General features: G+C 35.2%; 20 protein-coding genes and 2 tRNA genes. 9 read left to right on the top strand and 13 right to left on the bottom strand.

The annotated features are described in order from the left end of the window. Positions 1 to 19 precede the first annotated feature (19 nt). The 7 genes from KKI44_RS13480 to KKI44_RS13450 all read right to left on the bottom strand — a co-directional run bounded on the left by KKI44_RS13480 (position 20) and on the right by KKI44_RS13450 (position 7,903). Positions 20 to 1,243 (bottom strand): DUF3871 family protein, encoded by a 1,224-nt coding sequence (locus tag KKI44_RS13480; protein ID WP_214587747.1) that lies wholly within the window; start codon positions 1,241 to 1,243, stop codon positions 20 to 22. Further along, the gene (locus KKI44_RS13475) at positions 1,221 to 2,138 is read right to left on the bottom strand and encodes an AAA family ATPase (protein ID WP_214587746.1); all 918 of its coding nucleotides are present in this window, start codon (positions 2,136 to 2,138) and stop codon (positions 1,221 to 1,223) included. Before KKI44_RS13475 ends, KKI44_RS13480 begins: the two co-directional genes overlap by 23 nt. 322 nt (positions 2,139 to 2,460) lie before the next feature. Next, positions 2,461 to 4,977 carry a DEAD/DEAH box helicase family protein gene (locus KKI44_RS13470; RefSeq protein ID WP_214587745.1) on the bottom strand — a complete coding sequence of 839 codons (2,517 nt, stop codon included), beginning with the start codon at positions 4,975 to 4,977 and terminating at the stop codon, positions 2,461 to 2,463. Positions 4,978 to 5,029: 52 nt separating this feature from the next. After that, entirely contained in the window at positions 5,030 to 6,232 is a 1,203-nt protein-coding gene (locus KKI44_RS13465; RefSeq protein ID WP_214587744.1) for a site-specific integrase, read from the bottom strand. A 199-nt stretch (positions 6,233 to 6,431) separates the two neighbouring features. After that, a tRNA-Val gene (locus tag KKI44_RS13460) sits at positions 6,432 to 6,506 on the bottom strand. A 33-nt stretch (positions 6,507 to 6,539) separates the two neighbouring features. Next, positions 6,540 to 6,614: transfer RNA gene (locus KKI44_RS13455), tRNA-Val, on the bottom strand. A gap of 44 nt (positions 6,615 to 6,658) precedes the next feature. Further along, positions 6,659 to 7,903: a bifunctional folylpolyglutamate synthase/dihydrofolate synthase gene (locus KKI44_RS13450; protein ID WP_214587743.1), complete on the bottom strand. Its 1,245-nt coding sequence runs from the start codon at positions 7,901 to 7,903 to the stop codon at positions 6,659 to 6,661. Between the two features lie 92 nt (positions 7,904 to 7,995). Here KKI44_RS13450 and KKI44_RS13445 point away from each other — a divergent pair, with 92 nt between their 5' ends. Genes KKI44_RS13445 through KKI44_RS13425 form a run of 5 tightly spaced genes read left to right on the top strand, consistent with a single transcriptional unit; the run spans position 7,996 to position 12,227 of the window. Beyond that, positions 7,996 to 9,336, top strand: coding sequence for a TolC family protein (locus KKI44_RS13445; RefSeq protein ID WP_214587742.1), 1,341 nt, complete (start codon positions 7,996 to 7,998; stop codon positions 9,334 to 9,336). 1 nt (position 9,337) lies between these two features. Beyond that, entirely contained in the window at positions 9,338 to 9,928 is a 591-nt protein-coding gene (locus KKI44_RS13440) for a SprT-like domain-containing protein (RefSeq protein WP_214587741.1), read from the top strand. 2 nt (positions 9,929 to 9,930) lie between these two features. Continuing rightward, on the top strand, positions 9,931 to 11,016 hold the full coding sequence (locus KKI44_RS13435; RefSeq protein WP_250902066.1) for a mannose-1-phosphate guanylyltransferase: 1,086 nt from the start codon (positions 9,931 to 9,933) through the stop codon (positions 11,014 to 11,016). A 31-nt stretch (positions 11,017 to 11,047) separates the two neighbouring features. Further along, complete coding sequence (locus KKI44_RS13430) at positions 11,048 to 11,725, top strand: hypothetical protein (protein WP_214587740.1); 678 nt, start codon at positions 11,048 to 11,050, stop codon at positions 11,723 to 11,725. After that, complete coding sequence (locus KKI44_RS13425; protein WP_214587739.1) at positions 11,682 to 12,227, top strand: GNAT family N-acetyltransferase; 546 nt, start codon at positions 11,682 to 11,684, stop codon at positions 12,225 to 12,227. Before KKI44_RS13430 ends, KKI44_RS13425 begins: the two co-directional genes overlap by 44 nt. 206 nt (positions 12,228 to 12,433) lie before the next feature. On the opposite strand, the gene KKI44_RS13420 is transcribed toward KKI44_RS13425, so the two are convergent. Next, the gene (locus KKI44_RS13420) at positions 12,434 to 13,396 is read right to left on the bottom strand and encodes a transposase (RefSeq protein WP_250902065.1); all 963 of its coding nucleotides are present in this window, start codon (positions 13,394 to 13,396) and stop codon (positions 12,434 to 12,436) included. 225 nt (positions 13,397 to 13,621) lie between these two features. Next, the gene (gene bcp, locus KKI44_RS13415) at positions 13,622 to 14,068 is read right to left on the bottom strand and encodes a thioredoxin-dependent thiol peroxidase (RefSeq protein ID WP_214587738.1); all 447 of its coding nucleotides are present in this window, start codon (positions 14,066 to 14,068) and stop codon (positions 13,622 to 13,624) included. Between the two features lie 33 nt (positions 14,069 to 14,101). Here bcp and KKI44_RS13410 point away from each other — a divergent pair, with 33 nt between their 5' ends. Beyond that, complete coding sequence (locus KKI44_RS13410; protein ID WP_214587737.1) at positions 14,102 to 14,722, top strand: endonuclease III domain-containing protein; 621 nt, start codon at positions 14,102 to 14,104, stop codon at positions 14,720 to 14,722. A 96-nt stretch (positions 14,723 to 14,818) separates the two neighbouring features. On the opposite strand, the gene KKI44_RS13405 is transcribed toward KKI44_RS13410, so the two are convergent. From KKI44_RS13405 to KKI44_RS13390, 4 genes are all read right to left on the bottom strand, one after another. Continuing rightward, complete coding sequence (locus KKI44_RS13405; protein ID WP_214587736.1) at positions 14,819 to 15,259, bottom strand: DinB family protein; 441 nt, start codon at positions 15,257 to 15,259, stop codon at positions 14,819 to 14,821. A gap of 8 nt (positions 15,260 to 15,267) precedes the next feature. After that, positions 15,268 to 15,849, bottom strand: coding sequence for a hypothetical protein (locus KKI44_RS13400; protein ID WP_214587735.1), 582 nt, complete (start codon positions 15,847 to 15,849; stop codon positions 15,268 to 15,270). 64 nt (positions 15,850 to 15,913) lie between these two features. Further along, complete coding sequence (locus KKI44_RS13395) at positions 15,914 to 16,303, bottom strand: DUF1398 domain-containing protein (RefSeq protein ID WP_214587734.1); 390 nt, start codon at positions 16,301 to 16,303, stop codon at positions 15,914 to 15,916. 58 nt (positions 16,304 to 16,361) lie between these two features. Continuing rightward, the gene (locus tag KKI44_RS13390; RefSeq protein ID WP_214587733.1) at positions 16,362 to 18,158 is read right to left on the bottom strand and encodes a DUF885 domain-containing protein; all 1,797 of its coding nucleotides are present in this window, start codon (positions 18,156 to 18,158) and stop codon (positions 16,362 to 16,364) included. A gap of 362 nt (positions 18,159 to 18,520) precedes the next feature. Between KKI44_RS13390 and KKI44_RS13385 the strand changes: the two genes are divergently transcribed. The 3 genes from KKI44_RS13385 to KKI44_RS13375 all read left to right on the top strand — a co-directional run bounded on the left by KKI44_RS13385 (position 18,521) and on the right by KKI44_RS13375 (position 22,138). Continuing rightward, complete coding sequence (locus tag KKI44_RS13385; protein WP_214587732.1) at positions 18,521 to 20,587, top strand: hypothetical protein; 2,067 nt, start codon at positions 18,521 to 18,523, stop codon at positions 20,585 to 20,587. 209 nt (positions 20,588 to 20,796) lie between these two features. Then, positions 20,797 to 21,258: a hypothetical protein gene (locus tag KKI44_RS13380; protein ID WP_214587731.1), complete on the top strand. Its 462-nt coding sequence runs from the start codon at positions 20,797 to 20,799 to the stop codon at positions 21,256 to 21,258. 175 nt (positions 21,259 to 21,433) lie between these two features. Continuing rightward, positions 21,434 to 22,138 (top strand): MotA/TolQ/ExbB proton channel family protein, encoded by a 705-nt coding sequence (locus KKI44_RS13375; RefSeq protein ID WP_214587730.1) that lies wholly within the window; start codon positions 21,434 to 21,436, stop codon positions 22,136 to 22,138. Positions 22,139 to 22,188: the final 50 nt, after the last annotated feature.

Below are 22,188 nucleotides of genomic sequence, written 5' to 3'. Positions count from 1 at the left end.
TCCAATTTGGAGTGGATTATCAACTCAAAAACCAATGATAATCAGAACTACCATTGAGTGTTTTCTGAATACCTTTTGAAAATTCAAAAGCATTCAGATTCCTATCTAAGAAAGTGTCTATATAACTGCTCTTATTAGCCTGTGTAAAGAGATTATACACATCCCAAAGATTAATCCTTCCATCCTCTTGCCTACAGAAATTCTTATCCTCATAATAATCCTTAGCCATAGCATTAATATGGCTATCATTAAAATTCAGCAGAGGAATATTCTGCTTCTCTACTTTAGGCAAATGCTGATATAACCTACTTCTACCAATAAGTTGAGCAAACTGATGTTCTGAAAGATAATCTTGGGTAAGTTCTTTCATTTCCATAAGATGAAGCTCTGCATTATAATTCTGCATAGTTTCTAATGCCTTAGTATATAAATCTTGTGAACTTCCAACTCTCATATCTTCAACAAAGCCATCACTACTTACACAGAGATTCATACAAACCTGATTTTGAAAACCTATAAAGAACTTAAACTTTTCCAAAGACTTCTTATTGTAAAGGTTTTCCAAGTTATAACTGCGTACTCCTCCAATAGTAAGAGAAAGGTCATTGCCATTTACAATATCAGTAATAGTGGGAACTTTAATAATGAAAGCCATTCTTTCATAGTAAATAGTCTTTTCATGCTCTAAAAGTTCTTTTACAGGCTTGTGGATTGCACTTGGAATTCTGCCTTTGATTTGGTGGGAAACTCTTATTTCAGGTTCTGTAATACTGTGATGAGGAAATACTTTCTGCACAGCACTTAAGACAACTTCAATAAATTCCTGATGCGCAATAGTTTTCTCATTGTCTTTAGAAAATACAGGAATAATACAATCATTCTGTAAGTGATGTAATGTAGCTTCTGATGTATTGGCTAGTATAAAAGGACTTGGCTCATTTTCTTTTCTTGCTTCTACAGCAGAAGAGACTACAGGATTAGGCATTAAAAAAGCCTGAACTGGTTCTTTAGATTCAGGCTTGGTTTTAATATCTAATTCATACTTGTCAATTCTATTCATTCTACTTGGGTAGATTACTTCTGCATCTTCAAAATCATCATCTAAGAAAATATCTCTGATTGGCTTCTTGGCTACATTCCTTAATTCTAAACCACCATCATTTTTTCCTATTATGTTAGTAGAATTTGAAATATCAAAAGCTTCTTCTAATGTAGCGGGTTTAATGTTGTTTTGAATGTCCATTTTGTGAAAAGTTATTTGGGTTAGTTAAATGAATAAGTATTGATTTCCTTGCTTCAAAATCTGGTTTTAAAGAGATGTGATATTGAGGAAATTGCTTATACAAGGCTAAGAGTTCACCTACAGAATTACAATTTTGAATAGCATTATAAACCTCTACCTCTGTAGCTTCTATCAGGTTAGGGGATTGTTGCTGATTAGAGTTATTATTAGGGTTACTTCCTGAATTACACCACTCTAAAATCATTTTACCTGTTTCAGGGGTAATAAGAAATTCAGGTTTATTCATAAATAATCCTGTCCTGTCTTTAGAAGCCTTAGCAAGATGATTTTCATTAATAAGCTCGAAGTTTATAGTTAGCTCATACTCAAAACCTTCTCTTGTTATTTCCTTAGTTCCATGTTTCACAACTTGGGTTTTACCATTACTCCCTATATCAAGGGAATAATCTATTTTCCTTCTAGTAGTTGTAATTATATGGCAGCTTGACTGCAATATCTTATTGATAAAGGCTTGATGTCTTGGTGTCACATTTGCCCAGTCTGTAAATCTTCCACCTAATTTCTCGTGAATTTCTAAACATCCTCCTGTACCATTCCATTCATGAGATGCACTATCAATAATTACAACTGAAATTCCTGATTTCTCACATAATTCAATAGCTTGAATATATCTTTCAGGACTATAAGGTGCTTGTAAGTCTAATACATTGTAATTACCTAAGTCAGAATACAGAGAAGCAGAAGAGTTTTCAGTGTCTATGACAGCTATTTTGCTCCAGTCATTTGTAATTCCATAGGCTAATTGTAAGGCAGAATAAGTCTTTCCAAAGCCTGATGCTCCTGATAAACCAAGTCTTAACTTGACTTGTTGTCTTTGTGATTGTTTTAATTGCATAATAAATAGTTTGTAAAAAAAATAGAGTCAAAACACAATTTGGCTATTAGCTTCAATTGTGCATGAATAGGGCAAAAACCCTTGAAAATGTCAAAAAAAAGCCTTATCTTCGCGAGGCAAAGCTAAGTCCCTAGCGGGCTTCCTCCTCTGAATTCGTGCGTTGCTAAATCAAAGATTTTTAAGATGGGGGAGATTTAAAAAGAACCCCCTATGTCTTAACCTGTAAATTGTAAGTTCCTTCTGGAACTATAGAATATAGATGTAATGAAAATGTCCACTTTTCGTATTGTATAATATTACTACTACGAAAAGTGGACATTTTTTAGAATAAATCTTCTAGATTGGAATATACTTTTAAATTATCTAAGTTGATATAATTTTTAATTTCTAGTAGATTTAATCTAGCATTAAAAGGAATTAACTTTATGGATCTTACTGGCTTAACATTCCTCCTTCTACCAAGAAAGTTTATTTTGGGATCAGCAACTCTTTCTTCTATATCAAGAAAGTCCTCTCTTAAGATGAAATAAAATGTTTTTAATTTGCTCTTCAAGGATTTACTTTCCTCAAATCTCCTTTTGAATTCAAAAACTCCAATTTCTAAGAGTTTATCAGCCTTATACAAGTTGAGTAATTTTCTAATTTTTGCAATGTCTTCTGTTGTAAAGAATTCTTCATAATAACTTGAAGGAATAAAATGATAAGAATCACCACCTCTTCTATACTCATTAAGGGATGTTATCATCTTTTCTCTGAAATAATTGAGTGTTTGATAGAACTCAACTCTGTTTTTATAAGAAATATCATCTATAGAGTCAATATCTAAGTCTTTGGTATGAGCTATTGCATCACTAAAGTAATCACCTCTTGAGTAATCCTCATCATATAAAGATTTTAATTTACCTTCTTTTAGCTTATTAGTAAAAAGTAAAAGTTGTAGTTCAAACTTCTTTGCTGGTGGTGTTCCTTCAACAATATTTTCAAAAGAATCTCCTCCTGCTTTCTTATAGAGTAGCTGATAATCCTTAAATAAGGATGTTTTAAAGTCATTATAAAAAAGTGAGAAATTAGTAAATGGAGCTAATGATAATGCATAGTCTTCCCCATAAAAATGATTGAGTACTGTGTTTAGCATCTCTTGGACTCTACCTTCCTCAAATTTTATAACTGGTCTAAAACTTATTTCTTGTAGTCTACAATTAATAAATTGATTAGTTAATGCACTATAAGTTAAATATGAGCTTATATCCCCTCCAAAGAAAGGAATTTCATTAGCAAGGAAATCTTCACCTGTTTCCAATTTAAACTCCTGAAAGGATGGGAAAAGGAGCCTTGGCAAAGTGTTACTTCTAGATAAGGAATCTATTGTTATAATCTCATCTTTTACATTTCCTTTTAGCTTATTCTCATAGAACTCTCTTAAAAGAAAATCTTGTCTATTTAATTTGATATATTTTACCTTGCTATCAGGAGCTTTGTAATGCTGAACTAGATTATAATACTGTTTAAAAACTTCCTTCTGTTCTGTTGTCATGCCAGAATGATCCAAACTGTCATAGTGAAAATGGTCTGGCTTAGGTAAAACAATATGTATTTCCCCCTTAGTTCTTTGCCTTGCTAATGCTTGGATTACAGAGTTAACACCTCCTGAAAAGATGCCATACTTATTTCTAAAAGGTAATCTGGTACTTCTAGAAGGGAATATTATTACAAATGCGTGATTGTCTTTTTTTATACTAACACCTGTTTTGAAATTGGTTCCTACATTACATTTCTCATCATCATATTGATTAGTAGGTTCAGTATTTTCTTCTCTTTGATTAGTATTCAGTTCAGAAGTACAATCTTTTATCTTTCCATAAGTATCTAGAAGTAACTTTCCAATTTCATCCTTTGGATTGATTAAGCTTTTAGCTAGGTTTTTAGAATAACATAGTATGTCAACATTTTTCTTACGGGTTATCAAGCTTTTAATTAAACTATCTATCTCTATGGTTTTAGAAGTAAAATTGTAAGCAGAAGAGTAGTATAAATGTAAAGTACTTTGTTTATCAACAAATCTCACTCTTTCAGACTCAATAATCTGAATTTTATAGTTTGTAAGTTCAGCTAAATATTCTATTACAACCTTAGAGGCTTCATTGTAAGTAGCACTTAGTATAAAATTCTTTTGAATCACATTTCTCCATTTCCATAAGTTGAATATATATTCTTGTTGAAAGTTATGATAGGAGTCATGTATTTCATCATAAATGAAAACAACCTTTATTCCTTCCTTTTCACAATGGGTTACGAGGGTATTTATATACTCTCTTTTGATATCAGAGTTTTTAAATCCATCTTCTCCTGGATTTCCTAATAAAGTGTTTGCTGTAACAACCTGAATTTCTCTTTTAGTATAGTCAATACCAGTGCTTCTTCCCAAGTTATCATAACTATAAATCTGATCAGCAGGAACTCCTGATTCCTCAATATCATCACAATACTGTTTAACTAAACTTACAAAAGGAGAAACAACAAAAACTAAATATCTTTCATTTGAGTCAAAGTACCTTTTTACAGTTTGAATTATAGCATATGATTTACCTTGTCCAACAGGAGCATTGATTACTACAGTGTTTTTATGTGCAAGTTCTAAATGGGTTTGTAAGGTATCATTTATATAGCCATTAGTATCAGGAGATATTAATATTTTGTCCCCTCCATTTTCAATTTCAAAATCAGTTCTTGGAACTCTTGTTCCCGAAGCATCTAAAGTAAACATGAAATCTTCAGGATTAATCTCTTTAAATTCTATAGGGAATGAATCAAATTGATTCAGCTTAGCATCTAGTAACATAATTGAAAATTAACTCTCTGTAAAAATACAAAGAGTTAATAATACATAATACTTATTTCAGCTTAGAATTTAACTTACTCATCTGTTCACCAATCTTCTTTTTAACCACCTTAGCATAATGTTGTTGAGTAATCCCTATCTCTGAATGCCCTAAAAGCTCACTCACAATTTCCATAGGAACATCATTGTAAAGTAGAATAGTGGAAGCGAAGGTTTTTCTTGCCAGATGATGAGTTAGATTTTTTGCTATACCAACAATCTCAGCTATCTCCTTTAAATAGGAGTTGAACTTCTGATTCGTAATTACAGGAAGGAGCTGTGTCTCTGTTCTATACTTGTCTAAAATACTTTCAGCTTTGGATAGTAAAGGAATGTCATAATCTCTTTTAGTCTTTTGCCTGTGAATATGAATCCACTTGTTACTGTCATAGCCTGTCTGAATATTACATGCCTTAAGATTTGCCATCTCTGTATATGCTAATCCTGTATAACAGCAGAAAATAAACATATCAGCAACTTGCTGTAATCTTTCAGAAGCAAACTGATACTTTTCTAACGCTTCCAGTTCCTCTTTAGATAAGAATACAACTTGTTTCTTAGGTTTCCTGTTCTTGTAGAGTAGGAAAGGGTCTTTAGCTAAATAATCCAGTCCTACAGCTAACTTTACTATCTGCTTAAACCTCTGTATGGTCTTATGAACTGTATTCTGTTTAAACTGCTTTTCAGCCTTAAGATAGAATTCAAACTCAGTAATAAATGCCATTGTCATGTCTTTCAGAAGATAATCTGATTTGTTGTACTGATACTTTATGAAAGACTTCACATGAGCTTGTGTCTGGTAGAACTTAGCTACAGATACTTGTGTGGTAGAAATACCTATCAGTTTTTCCTGTTTAGTAATATGGAGGTGAAATACTTCCATAATAGATTTTTCCTGCTTGATATTCTCACCTTTGTACTGTCTGTAAATATCATCTACATCAAAGTCCTTTTCCTGAACCTGAAGGAATAAAAAAGCCTGATTAATGTCTTGTTTAATCAGGCTGAGTTGTGTGTTGATTTGGTTGTTATCTGAATTAGGTGGATGTGCTTTTTGTTTTGAAGCTATCCAGTTATTAGGGTTAATAAATAGTCCTGTTGCAAACTCATATCTTTTTTTCTCATAAGTTATTCTACATCTAATAGAACACTTACCTAATGAATTTATTCTACTTTTTGCAATCAAGAATAGAATACTAATCTTATTAATGTTCATTGGTGTATAATTTAAAAATGTTGATGAATAGGAGGTTTATAATGCACACCTCAAGAAAATAATGCACACCTTTATGTATACCTTTAGTATGGTTAAAGAGAAATTTTTGAGAAGATAACTTCTGCAAGTTCTTACTTAGAGAAAAAAAGGCATACTTCACATATAGAAATAAAAAACTCCCTATTAAAGGGAGTTTAAGTGGGTCCTAAGGGATTCGAACCCCTGACCCTCTGGGTGTAAACCAGATGCTCTGAACCAACTGAGCTAAGAACCCGAATTTTTTTAAAAGGTTTCGTTTCCTTTTCTGTGGGTCCTGAGGGATTCGAACCCCCGACCCTCTGGGTGTAAACCAGATGCTCTGAACCAACTGAGCTAAGAACCCTCTTTATCGTTGTTTCCTCGATTAGAGTGGTGCAAATATACGACTTATTTAGAAATCTCCAAATTTTTTTCTAAAAATTCTCCCACTACAAAATTGCTTCCGCCGATAAAAATCATTTCTTCATTTGTACATTCCTCTTTTGCAGAAAGATACGCCTGTTGTACAGAATCGAAAATTTTGTAAAAAATTTTCGCATCAACCAGTAAATTTTCATAATCTTCAGGGTGTCTTCCGCGATGGATGGCTGGTTTTGCAAAATAAAACTGAGAATTGTCAGGTAAAATTTTCATGACGTCGTCTATTTTTTTGTCATTCACGAAGCCTAAAATAATATGTTTGCGCTTATCGATGGAATTTAATTGTGAAAAAACATATTCCAGACCTGCCTGATTGTGTCCTGTGTCGCAAATCGTCAATGGATTTTCTGAAAACTGGAACCATCGACCGATAAATCCTGTGTTTTGGTGAACATGAAGAAGTCCTTTTTCAATATTTTCATCGGAAATGGTGTAATTTAATTTTCTTAATTCATCAATTAAACATAAAACGACCTTAATGTTTTTCTCTTGATAATTTCCTTTTAAATCAGATTTTAAACCTGTTCTTAGCAGGGAAGCATCAACAAAAGTCGCATTTTCTTCATCAGCTTTATTTTTAATAATATTTTTTACGGCTTCGTTTTCATCTCCGGAAATAACAGGAACTCCCGCTTTTACGATTCCTGCTTTTTCTCCTGCAATTTCTTCAATGGTATCTCCTAAAATATTCTGATGATCCAGCTGTACATTTGTAATGGCTGAAACCAATGGCTTAATGATATTGGTAGAATCCAGTCTGCCTCCTAAACCGACTTCTATAATCGCAAAATCTACATTTTGCTGATAAAAATATTCGAAAGCCATGATCGTGGTAAATTCGAAAAAGGAAGGACGAATATTGTCAGGAAGACTTTTCAGTTTCCGGATGAAATTAAATACAAATTCCTTGTCGCAGTTTTTTCCGTTCACTTTAATTCGCTCTGTAAAATCAATGAGATGGGGAGAATTATACAGACCTATTTTATATCCCGATTGCTGCAGAACAGAAGCAAGCATATTACTGGAAGAACCCTTGCCGTTCGTTCCGCCAATGTGAATGCATTTTATTTTTTCCTGAGGATTTCCAAAAAAATCGCAAAGTTTTATAATATTGTCCAATCCCGGCTTGTAAGCTTTCTGCCCGTCTGTCTGATAATTAGGAGCCTGAACGAAAAGCCATTCTACCGCTTCCTGATACTGTTCGTTTGTCATGATACAAAATTCTCAAAAGTTTTTTAAAAAGAAATATTAAAACTGTAACTTTTTTATATTTACTTCGTCTAATAGGGAAAAATATATAGAGTATGAAAAAGGTTTTGACTATTATTTTGGGATTATCTTGTCTGGCTGTAAATGCCCAGAAAAAATGGTCTTTGAGAGAATGTGTGGATTATGCAACCAAACATAATCTTCAGGTGATCCAAAATGAATATTCGAAACAGTCTCAGGATCTGAATCTTAAAATTGCAAAGAAAAATTATCTTCCCTCTGTTTCCGGTTCTGTGGGGAACACGGTGAGTTTCGGGCAGACTTCTTTTGGTACGGGAAGTTTAAGAAACGACAGATTCAGTAACAGCGCAAATCTTGGCGCAGATATTTTGGTTTACAATAACGGAAGGCTTGAAAAAACCATCAGGAAAACAGAATTTGATGTTGAAGCCAGCCAATATGATATCGAAACCATTAAAAACGATATTTCTCTTCAGATTGCACAGCAGTATTTAACAACATTACTGAATAAAGAAATTGTAAAAATTTCTCAGGCAGCTGTTGAAAACGCTCAGAAGCAGTACGACAGATCAAAAATTACCACGGAGATCGGAACAACAGCACAAACGGTTTTAGCAGAAGCAGAAGCCGGACTGGCAAGAGAAAAACAAAACCTGAAAACAGCCGAAATTAATGTAGGAAGAAGCTTGTTTGCTTTAGCACAGCTTTTACAGCTTCAGGAATATAAAGATTTCGATGTAGAAGATGTAAATGTTTCAGATCAACTGGCTCCTCAGCTAAAATCAGTAGATGAGGTTTTAACGACAGCTTATGAAACGCAGCCACAGGTAAAAGCTGCAGAAAGCAGAATAAAAGCCGCAGAAGCACAGACAGAAGTTTCTAAAACCGCTTTTTGGCCAACTGTTACAGCAAGTGCAGGAATAGGATCTTTCTACAATAACCTTTTAAATACAGATAATGTAGGTTCCGCTCTTTTCTATGTGAAAGAGCAGGGATTCTTTTCTCAATATAAAGACAATTTCGGACAGCAGGCAGCCCTTTCTGTTAATATCCCGATCTTCAATAAAGGAATTACAAAACTTCAGGTAGAACAGTCTAAACTGAATGAAAGTCTGGCCAAAGTAACTTTGGAACAGCAGAAACAGACAGTAAGACAGAACGTTCAGAAAGCACAGTTTGATGTGGATGCGAATTATGAAATATATCTTTCATCACTTCAGGCTGAAAAAAGTACAAAACTTGCGCTGGAATTTGCAGATAAAAGTTATGCAGCGGGAAGATCTACGATTTATGACGTGAATGTTGCAAGAAACAACTACGCCAATGCACAGGGTTCCGTAGCGCAGGCAAAATATAATTATGTTTTCAGTCTTAAATTGTTGAATTTCTATGCCGGAATTCCATTAAGTTTGTAACATGTCTATTCAGTCATTAGAAAAATATTTACCACAAAATACACTTCAATATTTAAAGATATGGTTTGCAGACTATTATATTCATATAAAAGTCACACGCAACAGGAATTCCAAACTGGGAGATTATCGTAAACTTCCGGATCAATCTCATGAGATTACGATTAATTCCACATTGGTTCCACAATTATTTTTCTTTGTGTTAACCCATGAATTAGCGCATCTTATTGCTTTTGAAAAATATGGCAGAAGAATTTCTCCGCACGGAAACGAATGGAAACACACGTTCAGGCAGATGCTTTTGCAGAGTCTTGAAGTATATGAAGAAGATTTAAGACCCGTCATTGTTAAATTTTCGAAATCTCCGAAAGCCAATTTTATGGCAAGTCCGGAGCTGGTAAAATATTTTCATGCTGAAAAACAGGATGATACGCTTGTGTTTATTGAAACGCTTCAAAAAGGGGATTTCTTTATCTACCGAAATGAAAAATACCTTTTAGAAGGTCTAATTAAAAAAAACTATCTTTGTAAGAACTTGGCTACAGGAAGAAAGTATTCTTTCAAGCCTTTGGCGAGAGTAGAAAAATACACATAAGAATGTCAAAATCAAACAGATATTGCGTCATTATGGCAGGTGGAATCGGAAGCAGATTCTGGCCTATGAGTACGCAGAAATTTCCGAAACAGTTTCAGGATATTTTAGGAGTGGGACGCACCATGATTCAGCAGACCTATGACAGGATCAGCAGAATTATTCCTAATGAAAATATATTTGTTATAACGAATAAAGAATATGTAGAGCTTTCGCATCAGCAATTGCCGGAAATTCCGCAGGAAAATATTGTGGGAGAACCTCTGCTTAAAAATACGGCTCCGTGTAATCTTTACATGGCGAATAAAATTGCAGAAGCAGATCCGGAGGCAACTATGATTGTGCTTCCTGCAGATCATTTAATTTTAAAAGAAGAAACTTTTCTGAAAAAAGCAGAACTGGCTTTTGAAATTGCTGCAAAGAACGAATATCTCGTTACGTTAGGAATTACCCCTACAAGACCTGATACGGGATACGGATACATTCAGTTTGTGGATAAGCATGATTCTGATTATTATAAAGTAAAAACCTTTACGGAAAAACCGATTCTTGAGATTGCCAAAAGCTTTCTGGAAAGCGGCGATTTCCTTTGGAATGCGGGGATTTTTATCTGGAGCGTAAAAAGTATTCATCATGCTTTTGGAATGTATCTTCCGGAAATGACACAGCATTTTATGGCTTGCGAATATAATGCAGACAGTGAAAAAAGCTGTATTGAACTGATTTATCCTAAAGTCCAGAAAATATCCATTGATAACGGAATTTTAGAAAAAGCACAGAATGTTTATGTAATTCCGGCAGATTTAGGCTGGAGCGATCTGGGAACATGGACCTCCGTTTATGAAAATGCGGATAAAGACGAGAATCTGAATGCAGTAACCTCTAAACTGCCGATTCTTACCTACAATGCGAAAGGAAATGTAATCCGTATGAAGAATAACAATAAAGCAGTGGTTATCGATGGACTGGAAAATTACATCATTGTAGATACCGATAAAGCTCTTTTAATCTGTCCCAGAGATCATGATCAGCTGATAAAAGATTATGTTTTAGACCTTAAAAACCTGAAGAAAGGAGACAAATTCATGTAAAATAATTCCATGTTTTCCTCGTTCTGTAATTATGATAAAATTGATAAGAAAATTCTGGGTATTCGGTTTTTTGTTTTTGGGAACATTTTCTTACGCGCAGGAAAAGAAGCATTTTTCGAACGTTTCCAATATTTTGCAGAATATTATTCCGAATGTTAAAGCAACTTCCTGGCTTTTGATTCACAGAAGTTATGGCAAAGATCAAATCCTGAAACAGTCCGGAGAGCCAATTGATTATGTTTCCCCAGCGTCAGGATTTAATATAGGAATTGCAGAAGAGGATGAATTTTACTACATTGTTTATGTTTCGGGTGGAAAAACAGAATACGTTACCACTCTCGAAGGGCTTAAAAACTTTGTGGGAAAACCCGATGATATTCAGGATGCTGCCATTTCTGCGGCTACAGACGGTTATATTATTGATGAGGAATTCAGAGATATTGCGGCGAATTATTACGAAGATAAATCCAATTATTATCTGAATTTAGGAAAACTCACTTCAACAGAATGTCCGTATCAGAAAAAACACTTTACTTTAACCATCAGTAAATCAACAGGAGCGATTACGGAAGCTAAAGATAACGGTTCGTACATTGAGCTTTATAATAAAAAATGCACCAATAACCCAAGATTGCTGAAGATCGAGAAAAAAGAAGAACCCAAAGATGAGCCTAAAAAGAAACCCACAAGATCCACAAAACGGAAATAATTTTTACGAAACAGAACGTCTGATTCTTCGTCCGATGGCTTTGGAAGATGCGGAATTTATTCTGGACCTTTACAACCGTCCGAAATTCATTCAGTTTATCGGGGACCGTAATCTGAAAACCATTTCCGATGCGGAAGATTATATCAGAAACCGCTTTCTTCCTCAGATGGCAAGATTAGGCTATGGAAATTATTTAATGCTTACCAAAGAGGGAAATCATAAAATCGGAGGGGTAGGAATTTTCGAAAGGGAAGGATTGGATGTGGTAGACATCGGCTTTTCACTTTTAGATGAATTTGAAGGAAAAGGGTACGCTTATGAAGCTGCTTTAAAGATAAAATCAGTCGGAATGGATGATTTCGGATTGAAAAAGATTTCTGCCATTACAACAAAGGACAACTTTTCTTCTCAGAAATTAATTGAAAAGCTGGGGTTAAAATTTCAAAAATTCGTCACCATTCCCAACGATCCGGAAGAACTGATGTATTACGAAACAGAATAGGATAGTTTACGGTAATGTACTGAAAAATAGTTGGTGAAATTCAGGATATATTTTAATAAATTATGGATGTTAATCCGAAGAGGACAAAAGCACTGGTGGAGATCAACTTTTCAGCAATAGGATTAATGTTCAAAACGATAGTTTTAAGGTGAGGTTTCCCTCACCTTTTCGTTTATTATCGGATGAACCTTATGGCTAAAAAAACTCTATTTTTCGTTAGAAAAATAAATATACCATTTGATGAAATTGATTCGGTTTTTCAATGTGAGACCTCTGTGCAGGTCGAGATGATTTTTTAAATGGCTGAAATATCCCTCAATACCATTGGTTGTTTTAGGAATATTGGGATTTTCCAGATAATGAAACATATTGGGCAATGCCCGTTTTATAGTAAAATACGATCGTCTGATAAGCTTGTGGGTATACCAGTATCTTTCGGTTTCAAGATTAATTGTTTTTTCATTAATATAATCCTGATGTCTCAAATACCAGTCGTTGAGTTCATTTTTCCACCAGATTTTATCGTTTTGTGTTTTAATTTTCAGTAATAATAAAACGTGTTTTCGAAGTTCCTGACCGGCAATGTGTTTAGGAAACTTTGTGAGCCAGATCAGGCACATTCTCTGAATATGAACCAGACATCTCTGAGTAATGATGTCTCCATCAGATTTATTTATGGCTTTCAAAACGCTTTTATGTCCATCTGTAGTAATGCTTTCCAGCTTTACGCCCAGCCGTAAAAGATTGTTTAAATCTTCCCTGATTTCTTCATAATGTTCTCCATCGGTAAAACGGATAAGCTGTGTATATCCATCAAAATCATCCTGATAAGCAATTAAACAGAACTGAGCAAAATAAGTTGCATCCATTCTTAAATTCACCTTTTCCCGTTTGATGATCTTTAAGGTAGGAGACTGCTCTAAAATGGTATAAAATGTTTTCTGCAAAGTATCTTTCGAATAACCGCTGTCTCTGCAAAGCGTTTTGTAGGTCTGCCTTTCCAATACCCATTTTTTGAACCAGATAAAACGATTTTTAATTCTCTGCTCCGTTCTGTTTTGAGTAAATAAAATCCCGCAATTTTTACATTTAAATCTTTGCTTTCCCCCTTGTTTTCCCCAACGAATTACCTCCAGGCTTGAACAAGACCAACAACGTTTTTTTGCCATTTTTCAGACAAAGAAAAAGTTTTATGAAACACGTTTCATAAAACTTCCTCCAAGCAGCCTAACAATGAGGTTTTGATAGGATTCTACCAACTATTTTTCAGTATTATGCCGTTTTTACTTTAATTTAATCGCAAAAGCCACAAAAAAGATTCAACAGTTTTTAAAGATCTCTGATTTTTATTCTTTTGAGCCTTTTGCGATTAAATTAAAGATATTATTTAAAAACTATTTCAAAATCTGTGCAGCGTGATCTTTCGTTTTTACCTTATCGATAACTTCTGTACAGATTCCGTTTTCATCAAAAACAAAAGTGGTTCTTACAATTCCCATAAATTCTTTTCCCATGAATTTTTTCAGCTGCCAAACCCCAAATTTTTCAATAATATCACGCGTTTCATCGGCAATGATATCAAAAGGAAATTCAAATTTCTCACTGAATTTTTTCTGATTTTTTACAGGATCTGCACTTACCCCCAACAATTCAAATCCCTGTTTCTTCAGTTCAGAATAATTGTCTCTCAAATTACATGCTTCAGCAGTACATCCCGGCGTGTTTGCTTTCGGATAGAAAAAAACAACAAGTTTTTTACCGATCAGATTTTCAGAATGTACCGTTTCACCATCCTGATTTGTTCCTTCAAATTGAGGTAATTTATCTCCGACTTTCAACATAATGATTTATTTTTGTTCAAATTTAATGCTTCCATGACAAAAAAGCAAAGAGCTGAACTCGTACAGACTGAATTAGAAAAATTATATCCTGAAGTTCCCATTCCGTTGGATCATACCGATCCTTATACTTTAATGGTTGCTGTTGCACTTTCTGCACAGACAACCGATAAAAAGGTGAATCAGGTAACGCCTGAGCTTTTCGCGGTGGCAGGAACCCCACAAAGAATGGCAAAGCTGGAGGAATGTCAGATTAAAGAATTAATCAAAGAAATAGGACTCGCCAACACCAAAGCCAAAAACCTTAAAAGAATGGCAGAACTGCTGCTGGAAAGACACAATGGAGTAGTGCCGCAAACCTACGAAGAACTGGAAGCCCTTCCCGGAGTTGGTCATAAAACCGCATCCGTTGTGATGAGTCAGGGTTTCGGATTTCCTGCTTTTCCGGTAGATACCCATATCCACAGATTAATGACGCAGTGGAAACTGACTTCCGGAAAAAACGTAGTAGAAACCGAAAAAGACGCCAAAAAACTCTGGAAAGAAGAAGTCTGGAATAAACTTCATCTTCAGATTATTTTCTATGGAAGAGAATATTCTCCCGCACGCGGAAACGGAGCCAAAGATTTCATCACCAAAATGCTGTTCGAAAAATAAACAGTCTTTTCCGAAGCCTGAATTCCCCTCCTTTGGAGGGGTGGCGAAAATTCGGAAGAATTTTTGACGGGGTGGTTAAATAGATGAAGAAGCAAATCAATCCAGCAATCTCCGGTGATAATTAATCTGTCCCAGATGATAACTCAGATGCCCGAAAAGATGGATCAGGAAATATTCCGTCGTCATTCCATAGCCCAAAGGTTCAAGCGGATATTGCTTCTGGAGGTCTTCATCAGACAGCCTTTCAAGCGTAATCGTCACCGTTTCGATCGTCTTTTCAATCTGTTGAACTAATTCCGTTCTCGGAACATCTTTTAATGAAAATTCAAGCTCCCTGTTTCTTGCATACCCGGAATTTCCCAAAACAGCGCCCACAAAATGGCTGAGATTTCCCACAATATGTAATGTTAAATTCCCTGCAGAATTCGATATCTTCTCCTCTGTTTTCCAGAGGTTTGCTTCATCATCATAAGATTCAATCTCCTGTTTCAGTTTATTTAAATCCCTTAGGAATAGAGATGTTAGACTTACTGTCATAATTTTTCTTATTTAATTTTTGTTCTAAAATATCCTTTGAAATTTTTTGCAACTAATGAATCTATAGTCGTCTTATAGTCTATAAATCCATAAATGCTGTCATTTTTTTGAAACGGGTACTTATTAAGAACCAATTTCTGATAAACCGGATGAGAATTGATAAATTTAATTTCTCCTTTTAATGTTTTTGGGTCAATATCTTGAATTAAAAACTGATCATTAAAAATCTTTACCAAAACTCCGTTTCCAAAATATCCGTTATAATTATTAAGCCAGATATTGATGGTGTCTCCTTTGTATTCAGTTTTGCATTTATAATCTTCAAAACTGACTGATCTTGTATGATAGTACCCATCAGAAAAACTAGATATCTGTGAAATATAAGCGGTTCTTGTTGCACTTTCAACTTTTTCACTGTTAAATAATTTAAGCTCAGGATATTTTGAGAGAATTCTGAATGTATCGTTTTTACTTAAATTTTTATCAACAGTAATCTTTTCAGACTGTATAATTTTATTATTTTCAGATTTACAGCTTAAAAAACACAATCCCAAAACTGAAACTATTAAAAAAAGAAATGCTTTTATCATGTTTTGTTTTTAAAACATAAAACTAAACAAAAAGCCACAAAAATTAATTTGTGACTTCAGTTTTTTAATGAGGAATTTCTTCTGTTAGGATTTTGTTTCCACTTTTGTCATAATAAATGCAGGAGTACTTTTCGAGATCCACGATCCATTTTTCAATACCGGTTTCTGCACAATCTTCACAGAATTTCATATAATCCGTCTCTCCTTTCTGATGACTTTTAAGCTGCTGAATAAACTTTTCTTTATCCACAGTATTTTCAATCGTAAGATCAGTGTATTTTGGCTGGGATTTTGTGGCGTAATCATGTTCTCCAAAATATTCGGTATGGCTGTCTTTTACCCATGTTTCAAAAGATTTCACGCCTAATTCCTTAATTTCTTTGATGTAATTTGGAAAATCTGCTCCTGTTTTTACTTTGCTGTGAGCAGATTCAATTTGTTCTACTGTAAACATCTTTTTTCGTTGTATTTTTTTATTATTCAATTTTAGTTGTTTGGGATCCCGGCAAAAATTATTTCTGTTTTTTCGCCCAAAGTTCCATTTTTCTGTTCAGAACATCTAAAGGAAGACAGCCCTGACTTAAAACTTCATCATGGAATTTGGCTAAATTAAATTTACTTCCCAGTTCTTTCTGGTATTTCTCTCTCAGCTCACGGATTCTCAACGAACCGATTTTGTAGCCTAAAGCCTGTCCCGGCATTGCCATATATCGTTCCACTTCTGCTGTTGCTCCCGCTTCGTCATAGGAAATATTACTTAAAAAATATTTAATCGCCTCTTCACGGGTCATTTTTCCGGTGTGGAGACCCGTGTCTACAACCAGTCTTACCGCTCTCAGCATTTGGTCGCTCAGATATCCCATCTTCTGATAAGGATCTGTATACAATCCGAATTCCGGTCCTAAAGTTTCGCAATAATGCGCCCATCCTTCACCATAAGCTCCGAACCAGCCGAATCTCATGAATTTTGGCAGTTTGGTATTTTCCTGCTGTAAAGAAACCTGATAATGATGTCCCGGAATGGCCTCGTGTAAGAACAAAGATTCCATTCCTGAGGTCACATTGAATTTTGAAGGATCTGGAAGCGGAACGTAAAATATTCCCGGTCTTTTTCCGTCAGGAGTTCCCTGTATATATTCTGCGCTTGCACTTGCTTCCCTGAATTTTTCTGTCTGTCTGATCTCAAATCCCGTTTTTGGCGTTACGGAGAACATGGTTTTCAGCTTTGGAGTGATCTTCGTTAAAATTCCGTTGAATGCAGCCAAAACTTCATTTGAAGTCTTGTAAGGCATTGCTTTCGGATCTGTTTTTACATAATTGATGAATTCTTCCAGTGTACCCGTAAAACCAACCTGCTGTTTTACTTTTTCCATTTCAGCGCGGAGCATGGCAACCTGCTGAAGTCCGGTCTTATTAATTTCTTCAGGTGTTTTATCCGTTGTGGTCCAGCTTTTTGCATAATATTGATAAATTTCCTTTCCGTTGGGTAAGCTGTTGTAGCCGTCTGTTAATCTTGCTTTTGGTAAATATTCTTTTTCTAAAAAGTCACCCATTTTTGTATATGCAGGAATAATTTTCTGTACAATGGCATCCTGATAAAGCTTTGAGAACTTTTCTTTCTGTTCGTTTGTGAAATTTTTCGGAAATTTTCTGATCGGTCCGTAGAAAATATTTTTATCAAGATCGGTTGTTGTAATTTCTTCTGCTCTCATCTGAGGAATCATCTTTACCACCAGTTTTTTAGGCAAAACCATTTTATTATTAATGCCTTCGCGGAAATTTTCAGTGGCGGCGTTCATCCATTCCGGAAATTTTTCCATTCTTTTCAGCCAGTCGGTGTAATCTTTTTCTGTTTTAAAAGGCTGGCTTCCTTCACCGCTTCCAAACAAAGGGAAATTTAGCGGAAGACCGCCAAACTGAGTAAAAGGAATGTATTCCGGATGATAATTGTAAGCTTCAATTTTGTCTTTTAGCGTAAAGTTGAGTACATCATACACAACCTTATCATCATCCGAAAGGTTTTTATAATCTACATTTTCCAGCTGCTTTTCCACAGAACGGTAAAAGGCAACCTCTCCGGATATAAAATCTTTATCAATATTAATCGGAAGCTGATCGTTGTACCGCAGGTCCCCCTGAGAAGTAGCGTCCAAAGGATAAAGTTTTAAATATTGCTCATAATAATTGGAAGCGATGGTGTCCAAATTAGATGGAGTGACTTTCGTTAAAGGAGAATCTGTTTTCTTACACGATGCCAGACTTAAAATTAAACCGGCTCCTACAATTGTTTTTGAGATGATGTTTTTCATTTCATAATCTTTAATGGACAAAAATAAATATTATATCAATGTAAAATTTCTCTGTGAGAAAATTAAGACTATAAAAATGAAATTAACCAACTAAACGGGTTTTAATGTAAAAAAGTAACATTATCGATTTTGAATTTTGAAATTTTAAATATAGATGTTAAATTATATGAATTATGTTTTGTTATTTTTCATGTAAAAAATATATTATATTGATTTTTTATTATGAAAATTGAATTATTTATGTTGTATTTCTTGTGTTATTAATTTTTTCTATATTGATAATTCATTAATGAATGATTAAAATTGTTGCAAAATATATTGATAATTGATTAATTTCATGGGAATAAATAATTCAAAGAGATATGAATAAAAAACTAATTAACCTCGTGATTGCTTTAACAGGAGTCTCAACAGTGTATGCCCAGATTGGTATAAATTCAGCTTCGCCCAATACAACTTTTGATATTATTGCAAAAACCAGCGGGACAAGACCTGAAGGTATTTTAATTCCAAGATTAACGGGAGACCAGATTAAAAACATGGAGAATCTTTTGGGAAGTGCCCAAAATTCTATGATCATTTATGCAACGAGCGCAGCATCCAGTCTTACGGCAAGTACCATTGATCTTACAGCTCCGGGATTTTATTATTATAATTTCGGATTAACAAAATGGGTGGCTCTTAACAATTTTGGTACAGCCGCAAAAGTGCCGATTTCCGGTCTTATTGACGGAACTGCAAATAATTCTATCGACAGTAAAAACTTTGCCCAGACGTGGGATTGGACTACAGCAACTACCCAGGTTCCTCTCACATTAAGAGCAAATGCTTTAACCACAGGAACTTTGCTGGATATAACTTCCGCAAGTACTTCGTTGAACTCAACCAATGGATTGGTAAGAATCATCAACAATGCGGCACCTTCTGCGGCGGGCGGTATTTTTGCGAGATTTCAGCCGAGTAATGTTGCCGGAAGCGGAATGTCTCTCCTTAATAACGGAAACTCAGGGTTCGGGACAGCAACTCCTTCGGCAAAAATTCATATTTCGGAATCAGGCACAACCAATCAGCCCGCGGCAATTATAAGTCAGTCCAGCAGTGCCGCAGATACGGGAAGCTTATCCGGCACAGGATCCAAAGGATTTTATATTGATATGAGTTCCGCTACTTTGGACAGGGCATTGGTAATTAATCAAAATGGAACAGCTGCGAATTCAAGAGGATTAAATATTACAATGGCTTCCGGTAATCCTGCAGTTGGAGGGTTTATTAATCAGACGGGAACAGGAGAAGGTTTCAGAGTTCAGAATAGTAATACAGCAAATAATAATACAGGTGTTTTTGTCTTGCATAGCGGCGCAGGAAGTGGAGTTTATGCCAGCGCTGATGCCGCCGGATCTGATGCTTCTACATCTGTTTCTACAAGAAGATCAATGGTTTGGGGGGATAGAATAATTGGAAGTGCGGCAGGAAATAATGCAGGGGGTGGCTATTCCGGACCAAGTTCTGCAGCGACTACTTTAGCACACGCAACGCTTTATGGTTCCATGGGTAATGCAACAACTACTGCAGCTACAGATACCTATATATTCGGTGTTTTAGGAGAAGTGCTTTCTGTTTCAAGTGCAGCAGCAGTTGACAGATCCGGTGGAGTATTGGGGAACTCGCAGGTTTCAGGTACTTTTGGAATATTGGGATACCGAACTTCAGCATCGGCTAATGCAGGAGTTTACGGAAATGCTGCCATGTCTACCGGAACCGGAAGATTTGCAGGTTCTGATGCTTCAGGATTCGGCGTAATGGGAGTTGGTGATCTCATGGGAGCAGCTTTCAGAGGAAATGTTTACGGGATTAATGCAAGCGGAAGCCGTTACGGAATGTATGTTGACGGAGCTACTTACACAAATAATATAATCGCTAACGTAAGCACAGTGGAAGGAAGTGCAGAAAGAGTTACTACCTATGTTCCGACATCTACAACAGCGGACATTTACACAAGAGGAACCGCAGCTGTTGATGCCAGTGGCAGAGTGAGTGTGTCATTCGACAAAAAATTCTCCGATCTGGTAGCCGAAAATTCTGTCGTGGTAACAATTACTCCGATCGGGAAAAGTTCTTCGATTTATCTTGAGCAGGAACCTTCAAAAACAGGATTCAGTGTTAAAACGGATGACAACAGTCAGGTAAAATTCTCCTATATTGCTGTAGGAACAAGAAAAGGTCTTGAAAATGTTCCGGTTCCAAAAGAAATTCTGGCGAAGGACTATGACGAAAATATGACCTCCGTACTTCACAATGAAGCTGATACTTCCTCGAAAGGAAAACCTGTCCACTGGAATGGTTCTGAACTGAAATTTGAAAGATCTGCAGGCTCATCAGGCAACACAAGGATGAATAAGCTTCAAAATAAAACCGAAAAAATTGAATAACCTTCTTCAATAATAATTTTTTACAGAAGTATCGTTATCAAAAGGCGGCACTTTTTTATAAACTTTAAATTTTAAAGTCTCTTTACATTAAATTTAAAACAGATTTTTAAAAAATACTTTTCAAAAAATTTTTCACGTTCAATCTATTTTTTATCTTTGTTGAAAACGTTTAACAATCATATTATTACCGCTCTTTTTTTTAAGAAATAATGAAAGGGATTTTAAAAATTTACCATCCGGACGAAACGCTAAAGTACAATATCAGAAATACTTATTGCAAGGCGGTCTACAGCAACCAACAACATTTCCTAGAGGTTGAAATTATTACGGATGACAGTCTGGATCATGTAGAGGATGATTCATTACAGTATAACTTTCCACAGCTTTCTCTTGAAGTGTTCGATTTTCCTATTGATTCTGCTGAAATAGAGGGAAAAACCATCACCATTAATGATTCTGATGAAGATACTTATACGGAAGTAGACCTTTTTGATGACGAAGAGGCTTTTATTTACGATAACGAGCTTCAGTTTGAGAAAAATGAAGAAGGAGAGCTTCAGGTAATCTGGAAAGGAACCATTGATGATTTCTACACCGGATCAGAAACGCCCATTCCTTTCAGGCTGAAATGTGAATTTAAGCAGGAAGAAATTGAGGTAGACGAAGATTAATTATCTTTCTTTATCCCCCGTTTTTATATCAGATTTCTTTTCAAATCATTTTTGGAAAGAAATTTGCTGTTTATGAAAATAATAAACTTTAAGTTGTTTTTAAGCAATTTTTAAGAGTTCAATTCATAATATTCCATTACTTTTGTCGTTACAACCTTTATAAAAATACACTTTAATGCTGTTAACGGAACTTACTCAGATTTTATTTGCCCAGGTTGCTGCACCTGCAGTTGCGGCAGACGATTTAGAATTCTCATTTTGGAAAATCATGTTTCACGGAGGAGCTTTCGCTAAAATAGTGATGGTAACCGTGTTGCTGCTCGGTGTTTTTTCCGTGTATCTTTTCTTTGAGCGTTTTTTCTTTATTAAAAGATTAACCTCAAAAACAGATGCCAATTTCATGGATAACATTGAAGATTTTATTAAAGAAGGTAAAATTGAATCTGCTGCGGATTATTGCAAGAGACAGAATTCTCCGGAAGGAAGGATTTTAGAAAAAGGAATTTCCAGACTGGGACGCCCTGTCTCTGATATCGTAAGTGCGATGGAATCTCAGGCTCAGGTTGAGGTTGCCAATATGGAAAAGAACCTGAATCTTTTGGCGGTAGTTCCAAGTATTGCTCCGATGTTGGGATTATTGGGAACGGTAATCGGGATGATCATCGCTTTCTTTAATTTATCTCATGCAACAGGATCTTTCTCTCCGAAAACTTTATCTGAAGGTATTTATACAGCATTGGGACAAACGGCAGTAGGTCTTGCCGTGGCAATTCCGGCAAACTTTTTTTACAATTTATTATTAACACGAATTGATAAATTTGTACTGAAAGCGCAAAACATGTCCGGCGAATTTTTAGATCTTATCAATAAACCGTTATAATTTTTTCTTATGAAACCGAAAGGTTCCATCTGACAAACATAAAATCAGAA

The organism is Chryseobacterium sp. ZHDP1 (assembly GCF_018603435.1).
In the GTDB taxonomy this organism is placed as follows: Bacteria; Bacteroidota; Bacteroidia; order Flavobacteriales; family Weeksellaceae; genus Chryseobacterium; species Chryseobacterium indicum.
The sequence above is the reverse complement of the archived record's forward strand: the minus strand, read 5'-3'. Positions and strand labels throughout refer to the sequence as shown.

Coding starts and splice junctions, on each gene's coding strand:
- KKI44_RS13480 (WP_214587747.1), bottom strand. CDS start 1,243: ATGGACATTCAAAACAACATTAAACCCGCTACATTAGAAGAAGCTTTT.
- KKI44_RS13475 (WP_214587746.1), bottom strand. CDS start 2,138: ATGCAATTAAAACAATCACAAAGACAACAAGTCAAGTTAAGACTTGGT.
- KKI44_RS13470 (WP_214587745.1), bottom strand. CDS start 4,977: ATGTTACTAGATGCTAAGCTGAATCAATTTGATTCATTCCCTATAGAA.
- KKI44_RS13465 (WP_214587744.1), bottom strand. CDS start 6,232: ATGAACATTAATAAGATTAGTATTCTATTCTTGATTGCAAAAAGTAGA.
- KKI44_RS13450 (WP_214587743.1), bottom strand. CDS start 7,903: ATGACAAACGAACAGTATCAGGAAGCGGTAGAATGGCTTTTCGTTCAG.
- KKI44_RS13445 (WP_214587742.1), top strand. CDS start 7,996: ATGAAAAAGGTTTTGACTATTATTTTGGGATTATCTTGTCTGGCTGTA.
- KKI44_RS13440 (WP_214587741.1), top strand. CDS start 9,338: ATGTCTATTCAGTCATTAGAAAAATATTTACCACAAAATACACTTCAA.
- KKI44_RS13435 (WP_250902066.1), top strand. CDS start 9,931: ATGTCAAAATCAAACAGATATTGCGTCATTATGGCAGGTGGAATCGGA.
- KKI44_RS13430 (WP_214587740.1), top strand. CDS start 11,048: ATGATAAAATTGATAAGAAAATTCTGGGTATTCGGTTTTTTGTTTTTG.
- KKI44_RS13425 (WP_214587739.1), top strand. CDS start 11,682: ATGAGCCTAAAAAGAAACCCACAAGATCCACAAAACGGAAATAATTTT.
- KKI44_RS13420 (WP_250902065.1), bottom strand. CDS start 13,396: ATGGCAAAAAAACGTTGTTGGTCTTGTTCAAGCCTGGAGGTAATTCGT.
- bcp (WP_214587738.1), bottom strand. CDS start 14,068: ATGTTGAAAGTCGGAGATAAATTACCTCAATTTGAAGGAACAAATCAG.
- KKI44_RS13410 (WP_214587737.1), top strand. CDS start 14,102: ATGACAAAAAAGCAAAGAGCTGAACTCGTACAGACTGAATTAGAAAAA.
- KKI44_RS13405 (WP_214587736.1), bottom strand. CDS start 15,259: ATGACAGTAAGTCTAACATCTCTATTCCTAAGGGATTTAAATAAACTG.
- KKI44_RS13400 (WP_214587735.1), bottom strand. CDS start 15,849: ATGATAAAAGCATTTCTTTTTTTAATAGTTTCAGTTTTGGGATTGTGT.
- KKI44_RS13395 (WP_214587734.1), bottom strand. CDS start 16,303: ATGTTTACAGTAGAACAAATTGAATCTGCTCACAGCAAAGTAAAAACA.
- KKI44_RS13390 (WP_214587733.1), bottom strand. CDS start 18,158: ATGAAAAACATCATCTCAAAAACAATTGTAGGAGCCGGTTTAATTTTA.
- KKI44_RS13385 (WP_214587732.1), top strand. CDS start 18,521: ATGAATAAAAAACTAATTAACCTCGTGATTGCTTTAACAGGAGTCTCA.
- KKI44_RS13380 (WP_214587731.1), top strand. CDS start 20,797: ATGAAAGGGATTTTAAAAATTTACCATCCGGACGAAACGCTAAAGTAC.
- KKI44_RS13375 (WP_214587730.1), top strand. CDS start 21,434: ATGCTGTTAACGGAACTTACTCAGATTTTATTTGCCCAGGTTGCTGCA.